This window comes from Catellatospora sp. IY07-71 (genome assembly GCF_018326265.1).
GTDB lineage: Bacteria > Actinomycetota > Actinomycetes > Mycobacteriales > Micromonosporaceae > Catellatospora.
Genome location: NZ_AP023360.1, coordinates 6,975,462 through 6,996,681 on the forward strand (window position 1 = coordinate 6,975,462; position 21,220 = coordinate 6,996,681).

Consider the following 21,220-nt stretch of genomic DNA (forward strand, 5'->3'; position numbering starts at 1 on the left):
ATCAACGGGGGCGGGGTGGCCGGTCCCGCCGGCCACCCCCACCTTTCAGCTGGCGGTGCAGGTCACCGCCGGGACGGCGTTGGTCCCGTTCCAGGACGCGAGGAAGCCGAAGCTCGTGCTGCCGTTCGCGGCGAGGCTGCCGTTCCAGCTCGCGTTGCGCGCGGTCACCGTGGCCCCGCTGCTGGTCACGGTGGCGCTCCAGGCCTGGGTGACGGTCTGGCCGTTGGCGAACGTCCAGTTCACCGCCCAGCCCGTGATCGCGGAGCCGCCCGCGGTCACCTTCACCTCGGCCTGGAACCCGCCGGGCCACGAGTTCGTGATCGTGTACGCGGCGGAGCAGCTGCGACCGCCCTGCGACGTGCTCGGCGACGGGCTGACCGACCGCGACGGGCTCGGCGAGGCCGACGGGCTGGCCGAAGGGCTCGCCGACGGCGACGGGCCGGTCGAGGCCGACGGGCTCGGCGACGAGGTGCCGCCGAAGATCGTCGCCTCCTTGGCGGTGGCCTTGAGGCCGTTCGCGCCGTTCACGATGCGCTGACCCCAGGTGGTGAGCTGGGCCGGGTCGAAGTTCAGCGTCATGTCGAGGATCGGGTCGGTGTTGCCGCTCCACGACCAGGCGAGGTAGCCCAGGCCGCGGGCCTGCGCCTCGGCCAGGATCGTCTCGTGGTCGACCTCGTTGCTGTTGAACCGCCAGCCGAACTCGCCGATCACCAGCGGCCAGCCGTTGGTCCGGAACCGGTTCAGGTAGTCGGTGATCGCCGTGGCGGTGTTGAACACGGCGTACATGTGGATCGACAGCACCGTGTTGCGCTGGGTGTCGGCGTTCAGGATCGTCTGCGCGTTGTCGCGCATGGTGTACTGCCAGTCCTGGCCCCAGTTCGGCGCGTCCACCATGATCAGGTGCTGGAAGCCGTTGGTGCGCATCTTCTGGATCGCGGCGACGGTCGCGGCCGTCCACTGGCTCGCGTTGACGTTGCCGATCGGCTCGTTGCCGATGTTGATGACGACGTAGTTCTCCTGGCCGACCAGCGCGCTCTTCTGGCTGATCCAGTAGTTGACCGCCTCGTCGAGCGACGCCGCCGCGCCCTCCTCGCCGTAGCCGGTGGTGTCGTGCACCTCCAGCACGCAGATCAGCTTGTTCGTCTTGCACAGCGTGATCACGTTGGCGACGTCGTTGGACGGGCCCCAGCGCTTGCCGCTGCCGAGCACGACCCGGACGGTGTTCGCGCCGGCCGCCTTGATGTTGGCGAAGGAGCTGGTCTGGCCGGTGTACCAGACGTGCGGGTGGTTGACCCCGCGCATGATGAACTTCTGGCCGTTGGCCTCGACGATGTCGGTGCCGCTGATGCGCAGGCCGACGGCCGCCTCCGCGGGGGCGACGGCGACCAGGACGGACGCGGCGAAAGCCAGCACGGCCACGCCGATGAAAGTGAGCAGTCTTTTCATGACCTACCTTCAGGCAGGAAGGCCCCGAGGGAATGGGGGCGGGACAGGGATCGGTGCAGGCAATAACGCCTGACCGCTGGTCGCTGCCCAAGACACCCGCGCGGACATCAGCCTATGCGAATTCGTATGGACTCGCAACTATCCCGTCCGGCCGGTCCGGTTCGCCGGGTCCGGTGCGTTTCACGTCCTGGCGCGTTAGTCACCACGTGGAATCTGACAGCTCCGCACACGCGGGAAGGATGTTCACGTCCCTGACGCCGGCCGGACGCCGGGGCGGGCGGATCGCCGCCGTCGCCGTCGCGGTGACCATCGCGCTGCTGGCCGCCGGGGTCCCCGCGGCCGCCGAGCCCGACGACGTGCCCGAGACCGCCTCGCCGAAGGTCGCCACGCTGCGCGCCAATCTGGAGACGGCCGCGACCGCCTACGTGACGGCGGAGGCGGCGCTCGGTTCGTCCCGCAAGCGCCAGGCCGAGCTGGCCGCCGCGGTGAAGACCGCCGACAGCCGCCTGGCCGAGGCCAGGGACCGGGTCGCCGGCTACGCGGCACAGGCGTACCGGACGGGCCGGCTGGGCGTGCTCGGGATGATCGTCAGGGCGACGTCGCAGGACGAGTACCTGGCCCGGATCGCCGCGGTCGAGCAGCTCGCCGCGTACGACGACGCCCGGCTGAACGAGCTGGCGGGGGCCCGCGCGGCGGCCGCGGCGGCCAAGGCGTCGGTCGACGCCGAGGTGCGGGAGCAGACCAGGCAGGCCGCCGAGATGTCCCGCCGGAAGAAGGCGATGGAGGTGGCGCTGTCGGCCGCCGGCGGCTACGCGGCCGAAGGCTGGGTCGATCCCGCGTCGCCGCTGGCCACGCCCGCCCCGCGCAACCCCGACGGGAGCTGGCCCGCGAGCGGTGCACGATCGACGACCCGACCACCTCCGGCTGCATCACCCCGCGCACGCTGCACGCGCTGCGGCAGGCGCGGGAGGCCGGGTTCAAGCGGCTGACCTCCTGCCACCGTTCAGGCGGCCGGTATGAGCACCCCATCGGCCGGGCTTGCGACTTCGCCACGAACTCGAGCGGGTTCTCGGACTCCTCCGCCACCGGCGCGGCGCGGGTGTACGGCGATCGGCTCGCCTCGTTCTTCATCAAGAACGCACGCCGGCTCGGGGTGCTCTACGTCGTCTTCTACTGCAAGATCTGGCTGCCGGGGTCGGGCTGGCAGCACTACGACTCGGGCGGCGCGAAGTGCGGCGACTCCCCCTCGGCCGACCACACCAACCACGTGCACCTGTCGGTGTACTAACTCAGCCGGGTGAGGGCTTCGTCCAGCGGCACGACGTCGGCGTACTTCGCGTCGAGGTCGAACAGGTTGGCGTCGTGCGGGCCCGGGTCGCGGTCGGCGCACGCCTCGCGCACCACCATCGGGCGGAAGCCGTGCTGCAGCGCGTCCACGGCGGACGCGCGTACGCAGCCGCTGGTGGAGAACCCGCCGATGACGAGCGTGTCGACGCCGTTGGCGGTGAGCCAGGCGGGCAGCGAGGTGCCCGCGAAGGCGCTGGCGTAGTGCTTGTGCACGACGTGCTCGCCGGGGGCAGGCGCCAGCTCGGGCGGGAACTCGCCCAGCGGGCTGCCCGCGGCGAACGCGGCCAGCGCGGGCACCTTCGCGGCGAACAGCGGTGCTTCGGAGCAGGTCGCGTCGGCGTACCGCACGCCGGTGAGCACCACCGGGAGGCCGCTGCCGCGCGCGGCGCCCAGCAGCGCGGCCATGGCGGCGACCGCGGCCTGCCCGGTGTCGAGGAAAAGCGGCGAGCCCGGCCGGGTGTACGCGGCGACGGGGTCCACCAGCAGCAGCGCGGGGCGGCTGCCCCAGCCGAGGCGGCGGGAGAACCCCGCCGCCGTGTAGTCCGCGTGCAGCTCCATCAGATCACGCCCTGCGCCCGCAGCTCGGCGCGCTCGTCGTCGCTCAGCCCGAGCAGGCCGCCGTAGACCTCGTCGTTGTGCTGGCCGAGGGACGGGCCCGCCCAGCGCACCGACCCCGGGTCGGCCGACAGGCGCGGCGCGACGTTCTGCATGGGCAGCTCGCCGAAGTCGGGGTGCGGCACGCGCACGATCGCCTCGCGGGCGGCGATGTGCGGGTCGGCCAGCATGTCCTTGGCGGTGTAGACGCCACCGGCCGGCACGCCCGCCTCGTGCAGCTCGGCGAGCAGTTTGTCGGCGGGCCGGGTGCGGGTCCACTCGCTGATCAGGTCGTCCAGCTCGACCTGGTGGGCGCCGCGTGCGCCGTGGGTGGCGTAGCGGGCGTCGGTGGTCAGCTCGGGTCGCCCCATCACGTCGCACAGCCGGGCGAACACGGTGTCCTGGTTGGCGGCGATGAGCACGTCGGAGCCGTCGGCCGTCGGGTAGGCGTTGCTCGGGGCGACGTTGGGCAGGATCGCCCCGGTGCGCTCGCGCTGGTATCCGGCCACGGCCCACTCGGGCAGCAGGGACTCCATCATGGCCAGCACGGCCTCGTAGATCGCCGAGTCGACGACCTGGCCGCGGCCGGTGCGCTCGCGGGCGTGCAGCGCGGCCAGCGTGCCGTAGGCGGCGTAGGTCGCGGCGAGCGAGTCGCCGAGCGAGATGCCGGCGCGGGCCGGGGGCCGGTCGGGTTCGCCGATGACGTGCCGGATGCCGCCCATGGCCTCGCCGATCGAGCCGAAGCCGGCGCGCGGCGCGTACGGGCCGGTCTGGCCGTAGCCGGTGACCCGGACCAGGATCAGCCGCGGGTTGATCGCCGACAGCTCCTCCCAGCCGAGGCCCCAGCGTTCCAGAGTCCCGGGGCGGAAGTTCTCCAGCAGCACGTCGGCGTCGGCGACGAGGCGGCGCACCAGGTCCTGCCCGGCGGTGCTGCGCAGGTTGCAGGTGGCGGACTTCTTGTTGCGGGCGACGACGGGCCACCACAGGGACTGCCCGTGCGGCTTCTCGCGGCCCCACTGCCGCATCGGATCGCCCTTGCCGGGATCCTCGAGCTTGATGACCTCGGCGCCGAAATCGCCGAGCAGCTGGCCGCAGAACGGCCCGGCCAGCAGGGTTCCGGTCTCGATCACCCGGATGTCGGATAGTGCACCAGTCACGGCGGGATCCTATGCTTTGGAAACGCTGTTTCGCTAGAGGAACCACCCTACGTGGTGGCCATGTCGAGAGGAAGCCGTGGAGATCGTCGAGGTGGGCCCGCGCGACGGGCTGCAGAACGAGAAGGCCCTGCTGCCGACCCCGGTGAAGGTCGATTACATCACCCGCGCGATCGCCGCGGGGCTGCGCCGCATCGAGGCGGTCGCGTTCGCCCACCCTGCCCGCGTGCCGCAGATGGCCGACGCCGAGGCGGTGCTCGCCGCGGTCCCCCGCCCGGCCGGGGTCTCCTACATCGGGCTGGTGCTCAACCAGCGCGGGCTGGACCGGGCACTGGCGAGCGCGGGGGTGCACGAGGTCAACTACGTGCTGGTCGCCACGGACGAGTTCTCGCAGCGCAACCAGGGCATGAGCAGCGCGCTCTCGCTCGGGCAGTGGGCGGGCGTGGCCACCGCCGCCCGCGCCGCGGGACTGCGTACGACGCTGACGGTCGCGGCGGCATTCGGCTGCCCGTTCACCGGCGAGGTGCCCGCCGAGCGGGTACGGATGCTGGTGGAGCAGGCCATGGCGGCGCCGCCGGACGAGATCTGCCTGGCCGACACCATCGGCGTGGGCGTGCCACGGCAGGTCGCGGAGCTGGTCGCGGCGGTGCGTTCGGTCGCGCCGGACGTCGCGCTGCGGGCGCACTTCCACAACACCCGCAACACCGGCTACGCCAACGCGCTGGCCGCGCTGGAGCACGGGGTGTCGGCGCTGGACGCCAGCATCGGCGGCATCGGCGGCTGCCCGTTCGCACCGGCCGCGACCGGCAACATCGCCACCGAGGATCTGTCCTACCTGCTCGACCGGTCCGGCGTCGCGACCGGCGTGGACACGGCGCGGGCGGCCGAGACCGGCACCTGGATCGCCGAGCGGCTCGGCGTCACCGCCCCGGCGATGCTGGGCCGTGCAGGCGTCTTTCCGCCCGGCTGATCAGGTCTTCCCCGACTGAGCGGCCCGCCCGCCCGGAGCTGGACGCCTCCCCGTTCCGGGCGGGCCGGCCATCCGCTGTCCTGACGGCGGGGGCAACCCAGCTGTTACCACCGCATCAACCTGGTTGCCTCCGGCGGGCGGTCACCCACCGGCAGGACACGTCATCGTGCTCGCCGGAGGGCGGCCGTCCCCGGCAGGTCAGTGCCTGCCGGGGCCACAACTTCTGGGTTGTAGGTACAACCCAGAAGTTGTGTCCCGCACAGACCACATGTCAGTCGTCCTCGGCAGGCGGCCTAGGTCACCGGCAGCGGCATGCACATGCCCTGCGCATCGGCCGCCCAGGCGCTGTCCAGCTGGACCAGCAGCCGCACGGTGCCCGCGGGCTGCGCCACCTGGGGCTGCCCGAAGCTGCTGACGGTGACGTCCCCTCGCTCCGCTCGGACACCGCGGATCGTGACCGGCGCCTGCCCGACGTTCAGCACGGCCAGCCTACCCTGCAGCGACACCTGCCGCTCGGTGCCGGAGCCGCCCATGTTGGCCGTCTCCGTGGTGGCCACGAGGTAGACCGCCGCGTCCCGTTCCTGCTGCTCCTGCCGATCCCGCAGCACGCTGACACCCGTGCCGCCGAGCATCAGCCCGGCCGCGAACACGGCCGCGAAACGAAGGGCCGTCCTGCGCCGGGCGAAGCCGCGGGCGAAGGCCAGGCCGTCGCGCGCGGCCGGTGCCGCCGCCGCGTCCAGATCGATCACGTCATGCTCCGCCGCCATCCGGACAGCTTAGGACTCAGCTGATCTTCTGGCAGACCCCGGAAACCGCACCGGCACGCCGGGAGGGCGCCTCGGTGCGGCCCCGTGCCGGGCGGGGGTCAGCGCGCCACGAAACGTCCCGTGGGCGTGCCGAGCACCTGGCCGTCTTGGTAGGCGACGCGGCCGCCGACGACGGTCGTCACCGGCCAGCCCTTGACCTTGTGGCCCTCGAACGGGCAGTGGTCCTGGCCGGACAGCAGCAGGTCGGTGGTGACCTCCTGCTCCAGCTCCGGGTCCACGATGGTGAGGTCGGCGTCCAGGCCGACCATCAGGCCGCCCTTGCGCCCGGCCAGCCCGTACGCCCGCGCGGGGTTGCCCGAGGCCAGCTCGGCGACCCGCTGCGGGGACAGGCCCCGGCGGTGCATGCCCTCGCTGAGCAGGATCGGGTAGAGCAGCGCGGTACCGCCGAAGCCGGGCAGCGCCGGCCACAGCCGGTCGCCCTTGTGCTCCTCCAGGCAGCAGGCGTGGTCGGAGGCGACCCAGTCCACGGTGCCGTCGAGCACCGCCGCCCACAGCGCCTCGGTGTCGGACACGGCACGGATCGGCGGGTTGACCTTGGCGCCGAGGCCGCCGCGCCGGTCCAGGCTCTCGTAGTCGAGGCACAGGTGGTGCAGGGTGACCTCGCAGCGCAGGTCGAACCGGCCGGACGCCTTGGCCGCACCGGCGGCGGCGATCGCCTCTGCCGAGGACAGGTGCAGCAGGTTCACGGGGCAGCCGGTGGCCGCCGCGAGCGTGGTGGCCTCGCCGATGGCGACCTGCTCGGTGAGCGGCGGGCGCGCGTCGGAGTACGCCTTGAGCGTCTGCGGGTCACCGGCGGCGCGGACCCGGTCGATGAACAGGCGCATCAGCTCGGCCTGCTCGCAGTGCAGGGACAGCGAGACCCGCCGCCCGTCGCGCTGGTTGGCCGCGACGGCCTCCATGATCTGGTACAGGTGGCCGAGGTCGTACTCGTCGCTCATGGTGAAGGATTTGGCGTCACGGGAGTCGGCGGAGAGGTTGAAGCCCTTGTAGAACATGTAGTACTTGAACGAGCTGACGCCGTGCTCGTCGACCAGCGACGGCACCTCGCCGACCTGCGCGGTGTCCATGGGCGCGAGGTGGAAGCCGTAGTCGGTCCAGGCGTGCCCGGCCACCGCGTCGAGCACCTGCGGGAAGATCTCGGCGTACGGGCCGGTGCGGTTGAGGTAGTGCTGGCCGGTGCGGAAGTAGGACAGCACCGTGGTGACGCCGCCGACCAGCGAGGAGCGGGTCTCCTCGGCCGCGTCGAGCGCGAGATCGCGGTAGATGCCCAGGTGGTAGTGGGCGTCGACGGCGCCGGGGAAGACGAGCCGGTCGCGGGCCGAGATCACCTGCTCGGCCTCGGCGGTGTCGATCGCGTCGGCGATGGCGGCGATGCGCCCGTCGCGGACGGCGAGATCGGCGCGGACGGTGCCGACGTACGGCAGAACGAGCGTTCCGTCCTTGACCAGCAGGTCATAGCGGGCCACGGCATTACCTCCCAGCAGTGTGTTTCGCACACTGTAACGGGGTTTCCTTTTCGCGGATAGGGCGTGTACCTTTCTCGCATGCCGCCCGCCGCCCTCTCCGGGATCACCGTCGTCGACGCCGCGACGCTCTTCGCCGGACCGCTCGCCGCGACCATCCTGGGCGACTACGGCGCAGACGTCATCAAGATCGAGCACCCGGCCAAGGGCGACCCGTCGCGCGGGCACGGCCCGTCCCGCGAAGGCGTGCCGCTGTGGTGGACCATGCTCGGCCGCAACAAGCACACCGTCACGCTCGACCTCGGCCGGGCCGAGGGCGCGGAGCTGGCGAAGCGGCTGCTGGCCGAGGCGGACGTGCTGATCGAGAACTTCCGGCCGGGCACGCTGGAGCGCTGGGGGCTGTCCCCCGAAGTGCTGCACGAGGTCAACCCGCGCCTGATCATCGCGCGGGTCACCGCGTTCGGGCAGTTCGGGCCGTACGCGCACCGCCCCGGCTTCGGCACCATCGCCGAGGCGATGAGCGGCTTCGCCGCGATCACCGGCGAGCCCGACGGCCCGCCGACGCTGCCCCCGTTCGGCCTGGCCGACGGCATCTCCGCGCTGACCTGCGCGCAGGCCGTGATGACGGCGCTCTACCACCGTGACGCCAACGGCGGCACCGGGCAGGTGATCGACCTGGCCATCGTCGAGCCGATGCTCACCGTGCTGGGCATGCAGGCCATGGCGTACGACCAGCTCGGGCTCGTGCAGCAGCGCACCGGCAACCGGTCGGTCAACAACGCGCCGCGCAACACGTACCGCACCCGCGACGGCCGCTGGGTCGCCGTGTCCACCAGCGCCCAGGCCGTCGCCGAGCGGGTGCTGCGCCTGGTCGGCCACCCCGAGGTCATCGCCGAGCCCTGGTTCGCCTCCGGCGCCGGCCGCGCCGCCCACGCCGAGGAGCTGGACGGCTACGTCGGCGGCTGGATCGCCGAACGCGACCTGGCCGAGGTCACCAAGGCGTTCGAGGACGCGCAGGCCGCCGTCGCCCCGATCTACGACATCGCCGACGTGTTCACCGACCCGCAGTACACCGCCCTCGACTCGGTCACCACGGTCACCGAGCCGGTGCTCGGCCCGCTGCGCATGCCGAACGTGCTCTACCGCATGTCGCAGACGCCGGGCCGGATCGCCTGGACCGGACGGCCGCACGGGGCCGACAACGACGCCGTCTACCGCGACCGGCTCGGCCTGACCGAGGACGAGCTGACCACCCTGCGCGCCACCGGAGTGATCTGATGCAGGCCGAACTCGACCGGCACACCCTGCTGTCCTCGCCCAGCGGCCGCCACCCCGCCGGCGCCCCCTGGGCCGCGCTGGCCGGGCGGCCCGTGCTCGACCTGGCCCACCCGATGCGCCGCGGCATGCCGCAGTCGCCGAACCACCCGCCATACCGGATGGCCCTGGAACGCCGCCACGGCGACATGGTCCGCCCCGACGGCGGTTCGGCCGCCAACGAGCTGATCGTCACCGGCGGCCACGTCGGCACCCACGTCGACGCGCTCGCCCACGTCTCCCAGGACGGGCTCCTGCACGGCGGCCGCGACGCCGCCGCGCTCGCCTCCCACCAGGGCTTCAGCGACCTCGGCATCGACACGTTCCCGCCGTACCTGGGCCGGGCCGTGCTGCTCGACGTCGCCCGCGCGCACGGCGTCACGGTGCTGCCCGCCGGATACGAGATCACGCCGGACGACCTGGAGTGCGCAGCGGCCGGGCTGACCATCGGCGCGGGCGAGGTGATCCTGATCGGCACCGGCTGGTCGCGGCGCTGGCACGAGCACGACGCGTTCGTCGGGCAGCGCGACGGCACCCCCGGCCCCGGCGAGGCGGGCGCCCGCTGGCTGTCCGCCCACTCCCCCGCCGCCGTCGGCGCGGAGACCATCGCGTTCGAGTGCATCCCCGCCGGGCGCGGCCACGCCGTGCTGCCCGCGCACCGGGTGCTGCTCGTCGAGCACGGCGTCCACATCGTCGAGACGATGAACCTCGCGCCACTGCTGGACACCGGAGCCCGCGAGATGCTGCTCGTCCTCAATCCCCTGCCCCTGGCCGGCGCGACCGGCGCCCCGGTGCGCCCGCTGGCGGTGCCCGCATGACGGCCCGGCCGCAGAGCGCGCCCGCCGTGTCGGGCGAGGCTGTGCCGCAGACCGCGGTGCAGGCGCTCGCCGAGTTCGCGGTCGGGTGCCGGAAGGGTGCGATCCCCGACGGCGTGCCCGGGCGGATCCTCGACATCCTCGGGCTGGGCCTCGCCGCCCAGCACGATCCCGCCGTGGCGGCCGTGCTGCGTTCGGTACGCCGCTGGGGCGGCACGCCCGAGGCCACCGTCATCGGGTCCGGGGACCGACTGCCCGCCCCGGCCGCCGCGCTGGTCAACGGGGTCATGGCGCACGCGCTCGACTTCGACGACACGCATCTGCCGTCCGTGCTGCACCCCAGCGCGAGCATCGTCCCGGCCGCGCTCGCCGCCGCCGAGGCGACCCGCGCCACCGGGCCGGAGCTGGTCCGCGCCGTCGCCGCCGGGATCGAGATCTGCAACCGGCTCGGCATGGCCGCGTACGACCGCGAGCTGCGCAACTCCGTGTTCTTCGAGCGCGGCCTGCACGCGACCTCGATCTGCGGCACGATCGGCGGGGCCGCCGCGGCCGGGCTGCTGTACGGGCTGGACGCCGACGGCATCGCGCACGCCATGGGCATCGCCGCGTCGATGGGCGCGGGGCTGCTGGAGGCCAACCGGACCGGCGGGACGGTCAAGAAGACGCACTGCGGCTGGGCGGCGCACGCCGGGGTGAGCGCGGCGGTGTTCGCCGCCGACGGGCTCACCGGGCCGCCGACCGTGCTGGAGGGGCGGTTCGGGTTCTTCACCGCGTACACCGGCGGGTTCCTCGACGGCGACGCGCTGCTCGGCGACCTGGGCACCCGGTGGGAGCTGGCACGGACCGTGTACAAGCCGTATCCGACCAACCACTTCACGCACCCGGGGATCGACTGTGCGCTCGCCCTGCGCGAAGCGGGGCTGGACCCGGCCGCGATCGACACCATCGAGCTGGGCGTGGCGGCACCCGTGCTGCGCACCATCGCCGAGCCGGCCGCGGAGAAGGCGCATCCGCGCTCGGCGTACCACGGGAAGTTCTCGGGGCCTTACACCGTCGCGTCCGCGCTGCTCGGCGGGGCTGGATTGGGCTTGGGGCTGGATGACTTCCGGGAGCTGACGGGCGAGAGGCTCGCGCTGGCGGCGCGGGTCACCTGCGTGGCCGACGAGCGCGCCACCGAGCTGTTCCCACACGCGTTCGCGGCCGTGCTGAGGGTGCGCACCCGCGACGGGCGCGACTGGGAGCACCGGGTCGACTCCTCGCGCGGCAGCGAGCGGCATCCGCTGACCGAGGACGAGCTGGCCCGCAAGTTCGCCATGAACGCCGCCGAGTCACTGTCCGCCGACCGGGCCGCCGCCCTGGCCGCCGCCGCCTTCGACCGCCACGACGCCGCCCGCCTGCTCGCCCTCACCGTCGCCTGACCCACCGCCGCTCCCTCGGCGCCCACCCGGCAATGCGTTGATCATGAAGTTATGGCGGCGACACACCGTCGAACCCGCCCACAAGTTCATGATCACCGCGATGGAGGGGTGGGCGCGGCTCCGGAGATCAGGTCGGCTCTGGGGAAGGCGATGGGGGCGGCCGGGACGCCACAGAAGCCGAGGAGGGACTCGGCCTTGGTGGGGACCTGGTCGGGGCCGAGCAGCGGGCCCGAACCGTCGTCGATGATGGCCAAGGCCTCGAAGGAGTCGCCCGCGGTCTCGCTGACGGTCAGGGTGAGGCCATCCCGGATCGCGACCTCGTAGCGGACGGGGTCGGTCGACACCTGCGCGACCTTGGTGCCGTCGGGCCACAGCGGCACGCGCTCCACGTCGCCGGTGAACACCGTCACGCAGCCGTTCGGGCGCAGCCCGAGCCGCAGCTCGTACGCCTCGGGTGCCGCGGTGAAGTGGCCGGGCACCGGCGGGTTGCCCCGATCGCTGTAGACCAGGTAGCCGTCGCCGTCGGTCTGTTCATCGCAGGCGCCCGCGAGGCTCAGCAGCGCGGCGGTGGCGAGCAGGAGCGAGCGGTACGGACGTCGCATGGCTCAGACCGTAGCCGAACACCGGCGACCGCGCCGCCCCGAGGAAGTCCCCACGACGGCGGTTTCAGCAGCGCACCGCCGGGCATCCGGTTACGAAGGCACAGGGCCGGTGCCCCGGGCATCGCACCGGCCCCGACATGAGGAGGGCCGCATGGATGCCATAGAACTGCTGATCCACGACCACCGCCGGTTCGAGGCGCTGTACGACGCGTACGAGCGCAGCCGCCCGGTGGCGACGGACGCGGAGAAGCGGGCCCTGGTCGATCGCATGATCCAGGGGCTGACCGCGCACGCCTTCATCGAGGAGACGATCTTCTACCCGGCCGCGCGGCAGGCCGCCCCGCAGACGACCGACCACATCCTGGAGTCGGTCGAGGAGCACCACGTGGCGGCCTGGCTGCTGGCCGAGCTGCGCGACCTGGACCCGCAGGAGGAGGTGTACGACGCGAAGGTGGCGGTGCTGATCGAGCAGATGCGCCACCACCAGGAGGAAGAGGAGCAGGACTGGTTCCCGCAGGTGCGCGCCGCGCTGGGTACGCAGCGGCTGGAGGAGCTGGGCGGGCGGATGCAGGCCGCGCGCGACGAGGCTCCCGCCGACCCGCTGGACGTGCCCTCCGCACGGGCCTGAGCTGAGCAGGACGGGCCCGCGGGCGAGCGGGCCCGTCCTGCTCGTCTCAGCGCCAGAACCAGACCTGGTTGGCCTGCGGCCCGGGGCCGCAGGGCCAGAGGATGGTACGGGTGCCGTTGGCGGTGCCCCACGCGTCGGCGTCCAGGCACTTGCCGGAGGCGGGGTTCACCATGTTGCCGTTCGGCTGCATGATCCACTGCTGAGCCGGGTTGTTCAGGCAGTCCCACAGCTGCGTCTTGGTGCCGTCCTCGGTGCGCCCGCCGGACACGTCCAGGCAGCGGCCCGACACCGGGTTGACGATCGACCGGCTGGGGACGCCGCCGCCGCGGATCAGGAACAGGTTGTCGGCGACGTTGAAGTTGTTCGCCAGGTACGACCCCGCGGGCGGGTTGGTGCTGTAGTAGTCGTCGTGCCGGCAGTCCAGCCGCTCGTCGTGGGCCCGGTCGCCGCAGACGTATCGCATCGGCGGGTGGTTGGGCTCGTCGGAGTAGCACATGACGTCCCACTCGTCGGTGCAGTGCGCGCCGCCGGAGGCGTTGGGCGCGTTGTTGTTCACCGCGCCCAGGTTGTGCCCGAGCTCGTGGCCGGCCACGGCCGCGGTCCAGCAGCCGTTGTCAGACCGGCCGTACTCCGGGCCGAAGTTGGACCGGTTGTCGTCGGTCTTGCGGGTGTCCCCGGCGAAGCCGCCGATGCCGCAGTACACGTTCGCCTCGACGAGCATCACGTACTTGCGGTCGGTACGGTTGTATCCCTGCGCCCGGACCGCGTTGACGCTGCCGCCGAAGTCGGCCAGGGCCGACTGCGCGACCTGCACTCGGCGCACCACCGGCCGGCAGGCGCCGTTGACGTTCTCGGTGACGAAACGGATGTGCCGCTCGCCGCCGGTCTCGCGGGCGCTCTCGTTGTAGATGACGTCCATGCCCTCGGCGAGGGTGCGGAACGTCTCCAGGTACTGGTTGTAACGGTTGGTGTTGCCGTGCACGTAGAGGACCTCGACGCGGCGGCCGGACACGCCGTCACCCTCGCAGACGGCCGGCGCCGCCGGGGCCGACAGCGGCTGCGTCGCCGGTATGCGCCGGTCGACCGCGAGCCCGGCGGGCGGGGCGTCGGGACCGTGGGTGCACATGACCGGGGTGACCGCGACGACCCGCATGCCGCCGACGCAGGGGCCGGTGGTGTCCGCGGCCAGGCCCTTGAAGACCAGGCCGCGCGCGGGATCGTCCTTGGGCGCCACGATCGGCCGCGCATCGGCGCCGAAGGCGCGGTACTCCGGCGCGGGCTCGGCCGGGCGGGCCGTGGCCGAGCCGGTCAGCACCGTGGAGAGCAGCAGCAGCGCCGCGCCGGTGGCGGCGAGGGCCCCGGCGCGGAGGTGGTGCAGAGCCATGGGCGTGGCTCCTTCCGGGAGTGGATGGGATCCGCAAGCTATCCACACCCCGGCGAGCGAGTCGATGAGTTTCGATACTCCTTGTGAGTCCGGACCCGCGGCGGCGCCCTCAGACCGCCGCGACGGTGTCCAGCAGGAGTCGGCACCGGCGCAGGCGTTCCGCGATCTCGGGCTGGCTCTCCCGCAGCAGATCCAGATCGCCACGACGACTGAGCATCTGCTGCCAGTAGAGGTTGCGGCCGTGCTCAAGCATCTCGACGGCCGTGCCGTTCGCCATTCCCGCCACGGCGCAGGATGCGCCCTCACTACTGACCAGCTGGGCATGGTTACGCAGCCGGTCCAACTGATCGTCGACCGTCAGGCCGGGCCACGCGAGCAGAGCCAGTAGTTCGACGGCGCCGGCATACGCTGCGAGCGCCTGTTCGTGACCCGATGATGCCGCGAGCACAGTGGCAAGGAGGTGTGCCGATGTGAGACGGGTGACGACTGGGGCGGCATCTGAACCGGCGGCCTCCCGCCACGCCGCTAAAGCCGTATCCATCGCACCGGCATCATGGCGGACACTGGAGTAGACGGCCAGCGCGGATCCCAGGTCCGACAAGCGGCCGGCTCGGCCGGGATGGCCCACTGGGGTTCGGTTGACTCCTGCCACGAGAAGCCGTATACCGCTTTCCAGCGACTTCAGCTCGCCTGTCGCCCGATACCAAGCCACAAAAGCGGTCCCGAGATGAGCCAGGTACTTGCCGTACTCCGAGTCCTCTACAGGCGTCACCTTCACTGCCCGCACCGCAGCGGCGACGGCCCCTTCCGCGTCAGCGCGGGGCTCGCTACCGAGGGCATTCTGCCAACGGGTCATCAATGCGGTACTCAGCACGAAACAGTAGCGGCCGAGGTTCGCATCAGACCGTGCCGCTGAGTCCACCGCTTCGCGGGCCAGATGCACAGACTCGTCGAGGGTGTCCGCACCGAAGGACTCGGCCAGCACGTAGAGCACGGTGCAGCACTCGGCCAGGATCGTCGGCCGGTTCACGTCACCATGCGAGCTCAAGGAGACCGCTCGACGTAGGATCTCGGCTGCCTCAGTCAGGTCCGGCCGTGAGCCGGTGTACTCGTATCTCAGTCTCAGTGCCGTACCGAGCGCGTGAAGACTCTGGGCCGCCACCTCCTCGCGATCCGCCAGCCGCGTCACCGCTTGTCGGCCCATGTCGATCGCTTCGTCGAGGATCGACCCACTGCCTGTGCGGTCGAACAGCGCTCGCAGTGCACACACCAGCGTGTAGAGATACAAACCAAGGTTGTCGTCTTCCGAGGAGCTGACCACAACGGCGGAACGGGCGTGCTGAACCGCGGCCTGAAGCTTGGCCAACGAACCATCATGGTGCGCCACTTCCAGCCAGGTCATGGCGACGTTGGCATGAAGAGGGGCGGCATGCGGGCCCTCGCCAGCCATCCGCGCCGCCGATTCGGCAAGTTCGGCGGCTTCCTCGAGATCGCTCGTGATAGCCGCCATCCGGAATCGCATACACAACGAGATGGCCAGTACCGTTAATGCATTCGCGTGGATGGGGGATTCCGGCGCAACACGGCGGATCAACTGGCGGCCGTACTCGATCGCGTCATCGATGTCCTGACGAGCGCCGACTCTTAGGTATCGTGCCTGCAGACAACCGACGAGCATCTGTAGGTATTCGGCGATCACGTCATCGGCCGCCGGAATCAGCACCAGTCGGCGGTATTCGGCAATGGCCTCGTCCATGTCGGTCATCGACAACCCGCCTTAGTCATGTAGGACGAGCGACGCATCGTCAACGTACGAACTGATGCCCCACCTGCGGTCTTTCTGCCAGGAACCTGACAGACGCACGTCACTCGCACCCGTCAGGTGCGTCACCGGTTGCGCCGATCTAGTTTCCCGAGCAGCGATGCGGTTACCTTCCCTTCGTGACCCCCGACAGCTGGTTCCTGGACGCGGCCGAGCGCGGCAACCCGGCGACCGAGATCGACCGCCGCCATCCCGGCGGGCTGGCCTGGAGCCGCGGCAACCTGGCCCGGCCGCTGGTGCACGGTGCGGCGTACTTCCGCGAGCTGGTCGCCGTCCTGGAGGACACCCGCGCCGGTGACCTGGTGCTGTTCACCGACTGGCGCGGTGACCCGGACGAGCGGCTCTGCGGCCCCCGTACGCAGGTCACCCGGGTGCTCGGCGACGCCGCCCGGCGCGGCGTGCAGGTATACGGGCTGCTGTGGCGCTCACACCCGGACTGGCTGCACTTCAGCTCGCCGCAGAACCGGCAGCTCGCCGAGGATCTCCAGCAGGCGGGGGCGCACGTCCTGCTGGACATGCGGGTCCGCTTCGGCGGCTCCCACCACCAGAAGCTGTTCGTGGTACGCCACCAGGACCGCCCCGAGCGCGACGTCGCCTACGTCGGGGGCATCGACCTGTGCCGGGGCCGCAACGACGGCATCGAGCACGAGGGCGACCCGCTCGCCCCGCCGATGGCGCAGGTCTACGGGCCGCGTCCGCCCTGGCACGACATCCAGCTGGAGCTGCGCGGTCCCGCCGTCGGGGACGTGGAGCTGACCTTCCGCGAGCGCTGGAACGACCCGAGCGCGCTGTCGCTGAACGTCGTCGACCACGCCCGCGACCTGCTGTCCCGGCTGCGCACCGAGGTCATGCCGCTGCCCGCGCAGCTACCGGACCCGCCCCCGGCCGGCGAGCACGCGGTGCAGACGCTGCGCACGTACCCGCGGCGGCGGCTGGGCCGCTACCCGTTCGCGCCGCGCGGCGAGCGCAGCGTGGCGCGGGCGTATCTCAAGTCCATCGCCCGCGCCAAGCGGCTGATCTACGTCGAGGACCAGTACCTGTGGTCGGCGCGGGTGCTGCGCCCGTTCGCGCAGGCGCTGCGGGACAACCCGGAGCTGCGGCTGATCTGCGTGGTGCCGCTGGCCCCGGACGCCGCCTCGCCGACGGTCTCGATCGCCGAGTCCTGGGGCCGCAAGCAGGCGATGAAGACGCTGGCCAAGGCCGGTGGCGACCGGTTCGCGGTGTACGGCCTGGAGAACGCCGCGGGCACCCCGATCTACGTGCACGCCAAGACCTGCGTGGTGGACGACACCTGGGCGACCGTCGGCTCGGACAACTTCAACATGAGGTCGTGGACGTACGACTCCGAGCTGACCTGCGCGGTCATGGACGAGTCCGAGCGGCCGACGTGGGCGCGCGACCTGCGGCTGGAGCTGATGCGGGAGCACCTGGGACTCGGCGAGGACGAGGCCGGTGACGTGCTCGGCGACCCGGAGGTCGCGTTCGACGCGTTCGCGCGGGCGGCGGCGGAGCTGGACGGGTGGCACGAGGCGGGCGGGACGGGTCCGCGGCCGCGGGCGCGGCTGCGCCGCTACCAGCCGCCGGACGTGCAGGGGTGGCGGCGGGTGCCCGCGCGGCTGGTGTACGAGTTCATCTGCGACCCGGACGGCCGGCCGAGCGGGATGCGGGTGCGCAACAGGTTCTGAGGCGGTCAGCCGCCGAGCAGGACGCGGGAGGCGTCGCAGGCGCCGATGACCCGGGCCACGAACCCGCGCGGGCCGACCACGCGCAGCTCGCGCGACTCGCGCCGGGCCCGGTGCCGGGCGGCGAGCATGATGTTCAGGCCGCACGAGTCGCAGTAGGACAGGCCTGACACGTCGACGTCCACCCGGGGCTCGGCCGCCACCCGGGCGAGCGCCCCGGTGAGCAGGTGCCCGGTGGCCATGTCCAGCTCACCGGAGAGCACCAGCACGGTGCGGTCCGGTTCCCGGCGCACGTCAACCGTCAGCACGATCGTCTCCGCCGCCGGCCGGGTAGGCGCGCAGGCGGATCCAGACCCGCTTGCCGCCATGGTGGTCCTCGATGCCCCAGCCCTCGGCGAAACGTTCGATCAGCGCCAGGCCGAGGCCGCCGGTCGGGCCCGGCTCGCGCCGCCGGGGGATGACCGAGCTGCCGTCGGCGGCGCTGACGGTGACCAGCGAACCGTGCGCCTGCACCCGCACCTCCAGGCAGCCGCCGCCGTGCCGGACCGCGTTGCCGACCAGCTCGGAGATGAGCAGGCCGGACTCGTCGAGCCAGTCCGCGTCGGTATAGCCCCAGGTCAGCAGGACCTGCCGCAGGATGTGCCGGGCACCCGTGGGGGCCGCCATGCCGAGCGGAAGGTCCAGGCTCGCGCTGAGCTCGCTCACGCCGCACCTCCTTGCCGCGCTCGTCAGGGTCGTCGTCACCCGTCGTATACCCGCCCCACTTCAGCATGTATCGCGGGATCACCGCAACGTGCGGCACAGTTGACGACAGTCCGGGCAGTCAGTCCCCGGCGAGCAGTCGGCGGGCCGAGCGGACGACGGCCTCGTCGACGAGCCGGCCGCGCTCGTCCAGGCACACCCCGGAGCCGTCGCGGATCGCCTGCTCGTAGCGGCGTACCAGATCCCGGGCGGCGGCGACCTCGGACTCGGCCGGGGTGAAGACCTCGTGCACGACCGGCAGCTGCGCGGGGTGGATGCAGGCCCGGCCGCGGAAGCCGAGCCGTTTCAGCGCCAGCGTCGACCCGCGCAGCGTGTCGAGATCGCGGAAGTTCACCGACACGGGCGCGACCGGCGGCGCGATGCCCGCCGCAGCGCTGGCCAGCACCGTATGGGAACGGGCCCAGAGCAGCTCGCGCTCGTCCGGCCCGAGCGTCACGCCCAGGTCGGCGGCGAGGTCGGCCTCGCCGAGCTGCAGCCGGGCCACCCGCGGCCCGCGCGCGAGCGCCGGGGCGTCCAGCACCGCGGCGGCCGACTCCAGCAGCGGCACCACCCGCACGCCGCCCGGCGCCAGCCCGGCCCGCCGCTCCAGCCGCGTCAGCACACCGTCCAGCGCCGCCAGCTGCGCCACCGACTCCGTCTTCGCCAGGCACACCCCCGCCAGCCCGGCTCCCACCACCGCCGCCGCATCGGCGTGACCCGCCTCGCCCGGGTTCACGCGAACCCAGACCCGCGGCAGTTTCGGGGAAACTGCACGATGATCGCTTGGCGTTCGTGCAGTTTCCCCGAAACTGCCGGAAGCGGCGGTGGCGACGAAGGCGGCGACGGTCTCGCGGGCGGTCTCCTTGGCCGCCGGGGGTACGGCGTCCTCCAGGTCGACGATGAGCGCGTCCGCGCCGACGGTCAGCGCCTTGGCCAGCTTCGCGGGGGCGTCGCCGGGGACGTAGAGGTAGGACCTCATGCGGGCACGCCCACCGGCGCGGGGCGGGCGGGGGTGGCGAGGTGGCGGCCGACCATGCGCCGACGCTAGCCAGGCCATGACCAGCCCGTCAAGAGCTTGTTTCTCACAGCGGATCGGTGTTTCCATTACGCGCGTGGGATCGCATACACACGGCTGGTGGATTCTGCTCCACCTGGTTCTCTTCGTCTTCTGGCTCGGCGGCGACCTCGGCGTGTTCTGGTCGAGCCGGTTCGTCCTCCGCCCCGACCTCAGCCCCGCCGCCCGCGCCACCGCCCTGAAGATCATGGGCGGGCTCGACCTCGGCCCCAAGATCTGCCTGGTCCTGTTCCTGCCCAGCGGCGTCACGCTGATGGCGCTGGAGCCGCACGGCGCGACGGTGTTCGGGATGAACCCGTTCTCCTGGCCGGTCGTGGTGGCGGTGTGGCTGCTGGCCGCCGGCTGGCTCGCCGCGACCATCACCGACCACCACCACCCGGGCCGCCGGCCGTGGGTGCGCCGCGCCGACTGGACCATCCGGCTCGGGCTCATCGCCGCGCTCGGCGTGACCGCCGTCTACACCATGGTCGCGGCGCAGCCGTTCGGGGTGGCCACCAATCCTCGCTGGCTGGGCGCGAAACTGCTGCTCTACACCGTGGCCATCGCCTGCGGGCTGGGCATCCGGCTCACCCTGCGCCCGTTCGGCGCGGCCTTCGGCGCGCTGATGACCAGCGGCTCGACGCCCGAGGTGGAGACGGCCATGAAGCGCTCGATCGACGGCTGCCTGCCGTACGTGTGGGGCATCTGGGGCAGCGTGCTGGCCGCCGCGGCGCTGGGCGTACTCAAGCCGTTCGCGGAGCTGTGACCCGATGCATTGACGGCCGCCGCATCGATCCGCATCATGTCTCTCAGTGCGAAACACTGTTTCGCTTGGAGAAACGGGAGGATCGATGCGAACCTCGTCCGGACCCCGCGGCGCCCGCCGCCTGCTCGTCTCCGCGCTCGTGGCCGTGCTGGCCGCGGGCGCGGCGGCGACGGCGGCCCCGGCACCCGCCGCCGCGGCATACTCGACCGTCGCCGGCTACGCCACCACCGTCGGCGGCGACGCCGCCGACGTCTACCACCCCGTCACCGGCTCGCCGCACGACCCGTGGCCCGTGGTGCTGCTGCTGCAGGGCGCCAACGTGGACAAGTCCCACTACTCGGGCTACGCCCGCAAGGTCGCCTCGTACGGCTTCGTGGTCGTCGTGCCCAACCACTACCAGGTCCTGTTCGGCCAGCCCGGCCTCTACGCCACCGGGGCACAGGCGGGCTGGACCGTGACCTGGGCCCAGGCCGAGCACGCCCGCGCCGGCTCGCCGCTGCTGGGCGCGCTCGACCCGGGCACGCTGCTGCTGCTCGGGCACTCCTTCGGCGGCGCGGCCGGGCTGGGCCTGGCCACCGGCCTGTGCACGCCGCCGTTCTGCACCGTGCCCACCCCCGCCCCGCCGCAACTGCGGGCCGCCGCGTTCTACGGCACCAACAACACCAACCCCGCGACCGGCGCCACCCCGCCGGTGGCCAACACCATCCCCGTCGCCCTGATCCAGGCCGGCGCCGACGGGATCGGCAGCCCCGCCAACGGGTACGCCACGTACCAGGCGATCGCCACGCCGCCCAAGCTCTGGGTCAGCCTCACCGGCGCCAACCACTACGGCATCACCGACACGCAGAACCCGGCCGGGGCCCGCCCCGACCTGTCACCGCAGACGCTCAGCCAGGCGCTGAGCGTCGAGACCGCGGGCCGCTGGGCCGCGTTCTGGCTGCGCGCCCAGCTCGGCGACCCGGTCGGTCAGGCATGGGTGTACGGCGCCGGCGACTACCTCGACCCCAACGTCACCACACAGTTCGTCAATTGAGCGCACCGGGCCGCCTTCGCGGACGCGAGGGCGGCCTTCACATGCACCGCAGGCAGGACGCCAGGTTCGAGCCGGTCAGCACAAGACGCGTACCTCCAAAGTAGATCTCGGGAAGTTGTCCGTTTCGCACACTGGAACGGCGCAGCTCGATGGGTCTAAG

The 21,220-nt window shown here is 72.3% G+C and carries 21 protein-coding genes; 10 read left to right on the forward strand and 11 right to left on the reverse strand.

All coding sequences use genetic code 11. From position 1 onward, the window contains the following. Nucleotides 1-45: 45 nt before the first annotated feature. On the reverse strand, nt 46-1,446 hold the full coding sequence (locus tag CS0771_RS30985; RefSeq protein ID WP_212844298.1) for a cellulase family glycosylhydrolase: 1,401 nt from the start codon (nt 1,444-1,446) through the stop codon (nt 46-48). Nucleotides 1,447-1,685: 239 nt separating this feature from the next. On the opposite strand from CS0771_RS30985, the gene CS0771_RS30990 reads away from it, so the two are divergent. Both CS0771_RS30990 and CS0771_RS39100 read left to right on the forward strand, forming a co-directional pair. Next, nucleotides 1,686-2,435: a hypothetical protein gene (locus CS0771_RS30990; protein ID WP_244871136.1), complete on the forward strand. Its 750-nt coding sequence runs from the start codon at nt 1,686-1,688 to the stop codon at nt 2,433-2,435. 110 nt (nt 2,436-2,545) lie between these two features. Next, entirely contained in the window at nt 2,546-2,734 is a 189-nt protein-coding gene (locus CS0771_RS39100) for a hypothetical protein (RefSeq protein ID WP_244871137.1), read from the forward strand. On the opposite strand, the gene CS0771_RS30995 is transcribed toward CS0771_RS39100, so the two are convergent. Then, the gene (locus CS0771_RS30995; RefSeq protein WP_212844299.1) at nt 2,731-3,351 is read right to left on the reverse strand and encodes an isochorismatase family protein; all 621 of its coding nucleotides are present in this window, start codon (nt 3,349-3,351) and stop codon (nt 2,731-2,733) included. The two genes, CS0771_RS39100 and CS0771_RS30995, sit on opposite strands and share 4 nt — an antisense overlap. Next, entirely contained in the window at nt 3,351-4,544 is a 1,194-nt protein-coding gene (locus CS0771_RS31000) for a CaiB/BaiF CoA-transferase family protein (RefSeq protein ID WP_212844300.1), read from the reverse strand. The genes CS0771_RS30995 and CS0771_RS31000 overlap by 1 nt, the downstream gene beginning before the upstream one ends. Nucleotides 4,545-4,620: 76 nt before the next feature. Here CS0771_RS31000 and CS0771_RS31005 point away from each other — a divergent pair, with 76 nt between their 5' ends. After that, a complete protein-coding gene (locus CS0771_RS31005) occupies nt 4,621-5,511 on the forward strand; it encodes a hydroxymethylglutaryl-CoA lyase (protein ID WP_212844301.1) in 891 nt (296 codons plus the stop codon). Between the two features lie 293 nt (nt 5,512-5,804). Here CS0771_RS31005 and CS0771_RS31010 read toward each other — a convergent pair whose 3' ends face one another. Both CS0771_RS31010 and CS0771_RS31015 read right to left on the reverse strand, forming a co-directional pair. After that, the gene (locus tag CS0771_RS31010; RefSeq protein WP_212844302.1) at nt 5,805-6,278 is read right to left on the reverse strand and encodes a hypothetical protein; all 474 of its coding nucleotides are present in this window, start codon (nt 6,276-6,278) and stop codon (nt 5,805-5,807) included. Nucleotides 6,279-6,376: 98 nt separating this feature from the next. Continuing rightward, nucleotides 6,377-7,804 carry a dihydroorotase family protein gene (locus CS0771_RS31015; RefSeq protein ID WP_212844303.1) on the reverse strand — a complete coding sequence of 476 codons (1,428 nt, stop codon included), beginning with the start codon at nt 7,802-7,804 and terminating at the stop codon, nt 6,377-6,379. Between the two features lie 78 nt (nt 7,805-7,882). On the opposite strand from CS0771_RS31015, the gene CS0771_RS31020 reads away from it, so the two are divergent. The 3 genes from CS0771_RS31020 to CS0771_RS31030 are packed head-to-tail and all read left to right on the forward strand — an operon-like array spanning nt 7,883 to nt 11,348. After that, nucleotides 7,883-9,079, forward strand: a complete 1,197-nt coding sequence (locus CS0771_RS31020) for a CaiB/BaiF CoA-transferase family protein (protein ID WP_212844304.1) — start codon at nt 7,883-7,885, stop codon at nt 9,077-9,079. Then, nucleotides 9,079-9,933, forward strand: a complete 855-nt coding sequence (locus CS0771_RS31025; protein WP_212844305.1) for a cyclase family protein — start codon at nt 9,079-9,081, stop codon at nt 9,931-9,933. Before CS0771_RS31020 ends, CS0771_RS31025 begins: the two co-directional genes overlap by 1 nt. Further along, nucleotides 9,930-11,348 carry an MmgE/PrpD family protein gene (locus CS0771_RS31030; RefSeq protein WP_212844306.1) on the forward strand — a complete coding sequence of 473 codons (1,419 nt, stop codon included), beginning with the start codon at nt 9,930-9,932 and terminating at the stop codon, nt 11,346-11,348. The genes CS0771_RS31025 and CS0771_RS31030 overlap by 4 nt, the downstream gene beginning before the upstream one ends. Nucleotides 11,349-11,440: 92 nt before the next feature. Here the strand turns inward: CS0771_RS31030 and CS0771_RS31035 are convergent, their stop codons facing one another. Further along, nucleotides 11,441-11,950, reverse strand: coding sequence for a hypothetical protein (locus CS0771_RS31035; protein WP_212844307.1), 510 nt, complete (start codon nt 11,948-11,950; stop codon nt 11,441-11,443). A gap of 151 nt (nt 11,951-12,101) precedes the next feature. Between CS0771_RS31035 and CS0771_RS31040 the strand changes: the two genes are divergently transcribed. Further along, nucleotides 12,102-12,578: a hemerythrin domain-containing protein gene (locus tag CS0771_RS31040; RefSeq protein ID WP_212844308.1), complete on the forward strand. Its 477-nt coding sequence runs from the start codon at nt 12,102-12,104 to the stop codon at nt 12,576-12,578. Between the two features lie 46 nt (nt 12,579-12,624). Here the strand turns inward: CS0771_RS31040 and CS0771_RS31045 are convergent, their stop codons facing one another. Beyond that, nucleotides 12,625-13,962 carry an RICIN domain-containing protein gene (locus CS0771_RS31045; RefSeq protein ID WP_212844309.1) on the reverse strand — a complete coding sequence of 446 codons (1,338 nt, stop codon included), beginning with the start codon at nt 13,960-13,962 and terminating at the stop codon, nt 12,625-12,627. 109 nt (nt 13,963-14,071) lie between these two features. Next, nucleotides 14,072-15,727 (reverse strand): hypothetical protein, encoded by a 1,656-nt coding sequence (locus CS0771_RS31050; RefSeq protein ID WP_212844310.1) that lies wholly within the window; start codon nt 15,725-15,727, stop codon nt 14,072-14,074. A 176-nt stretch (nt 15,728-15,903) separates the two neighbouring features. On the opposite strand from CS0771_RS31050, the gene CS0771_RS31055 reads away from it, so the two are divergent. Then, nucleotides 15,904-17,469, forward strand: coding sequence for a phosphatidylserine/phosphatidylglycerophosphate/cardiolipin synthase family protein (locus tag CS0771_RS31055; protein ID WP_212844311.1), 1,566 nt, complete (start codon nt 15,904-15,906; stop codon nt 17,467-17,469). A gap of 5 nt (nt 17,470-17,474) precedes the next feature. On the opposite strand, the gene CS0771_RS31060 is transcribed toward CS0771_RS31055, so the two are convergent. From CS0771_RS31060 to CS0771_RS31070, 3 genes are all read right to left on the reverse strand, one after another. Next, entirely contained in the window at nt 17,475-17,774 is a 300-nt protein-coding gene (locus CS0771_RS31060; protein WP_212844312.1) for an STAS domain-containing protein, read from the reverse strand. Further along, nucleotides 17,761-18,171: an ATP-binding protein gene (locus tag CS0771_RS31065; RefSeq protein ID WP_212844313.1), complete on the reverse strand. Its 411-nt coding sequence runs from the start codon at nt 18,169-18,171 to the stop codon at nt 17,761-17,763. The genes CS0771_RS31060 and CS0771_RS31065 overlap by 14 nt, the downstream gene beginning before the upstream one ends. Before the next feature lie 118 nt (nt 18,172-18,289). Then, a complete protein-coding gene (locus CS0771_RS31070; RefSeq protein WP_212844314.1) occupies nt 18,290-19,186 on the reverse strand; it encodes a CoA ester lyase in 897 nt (298 codons plus the stop codon). 133 nt (nt 19,187-19,319) lie between these two features. Between CS0771_RS31070 and CS0771_RS31075 the strand changes: the two genes are divergently transcribed. Both CS0771_RS31075 and CS0771_RS31080 read left to right on the forward strand, forming a co-directional pair. Further along, complete coding sequence (locus CS0771_RS31075; protein WP_212844315.1) at nt 19,320-20,027, forward strand: hypothetical protein; 708 nt, start codon at nt 19,320-19,322, stop codon at nt 20,025-20,027. A gap of 85 nt (nt 20,028-20,112) precedes the next feature. After that, nucleotides 20,113-21,060 carry a hypothetical protein gene (locus CS0771_RS31080; protein ID WP_212844316.1) on the forward strand — a complete coding sequence of 316 codons (948 nt, stop codon included), beginning with the start codon at nt 20,113-20,115 and terminating at the stop codon, nt 21,058-21,060. The last annotated feature ends 160 nt before the right edge of the window (nt 21,061-21,220 follow it).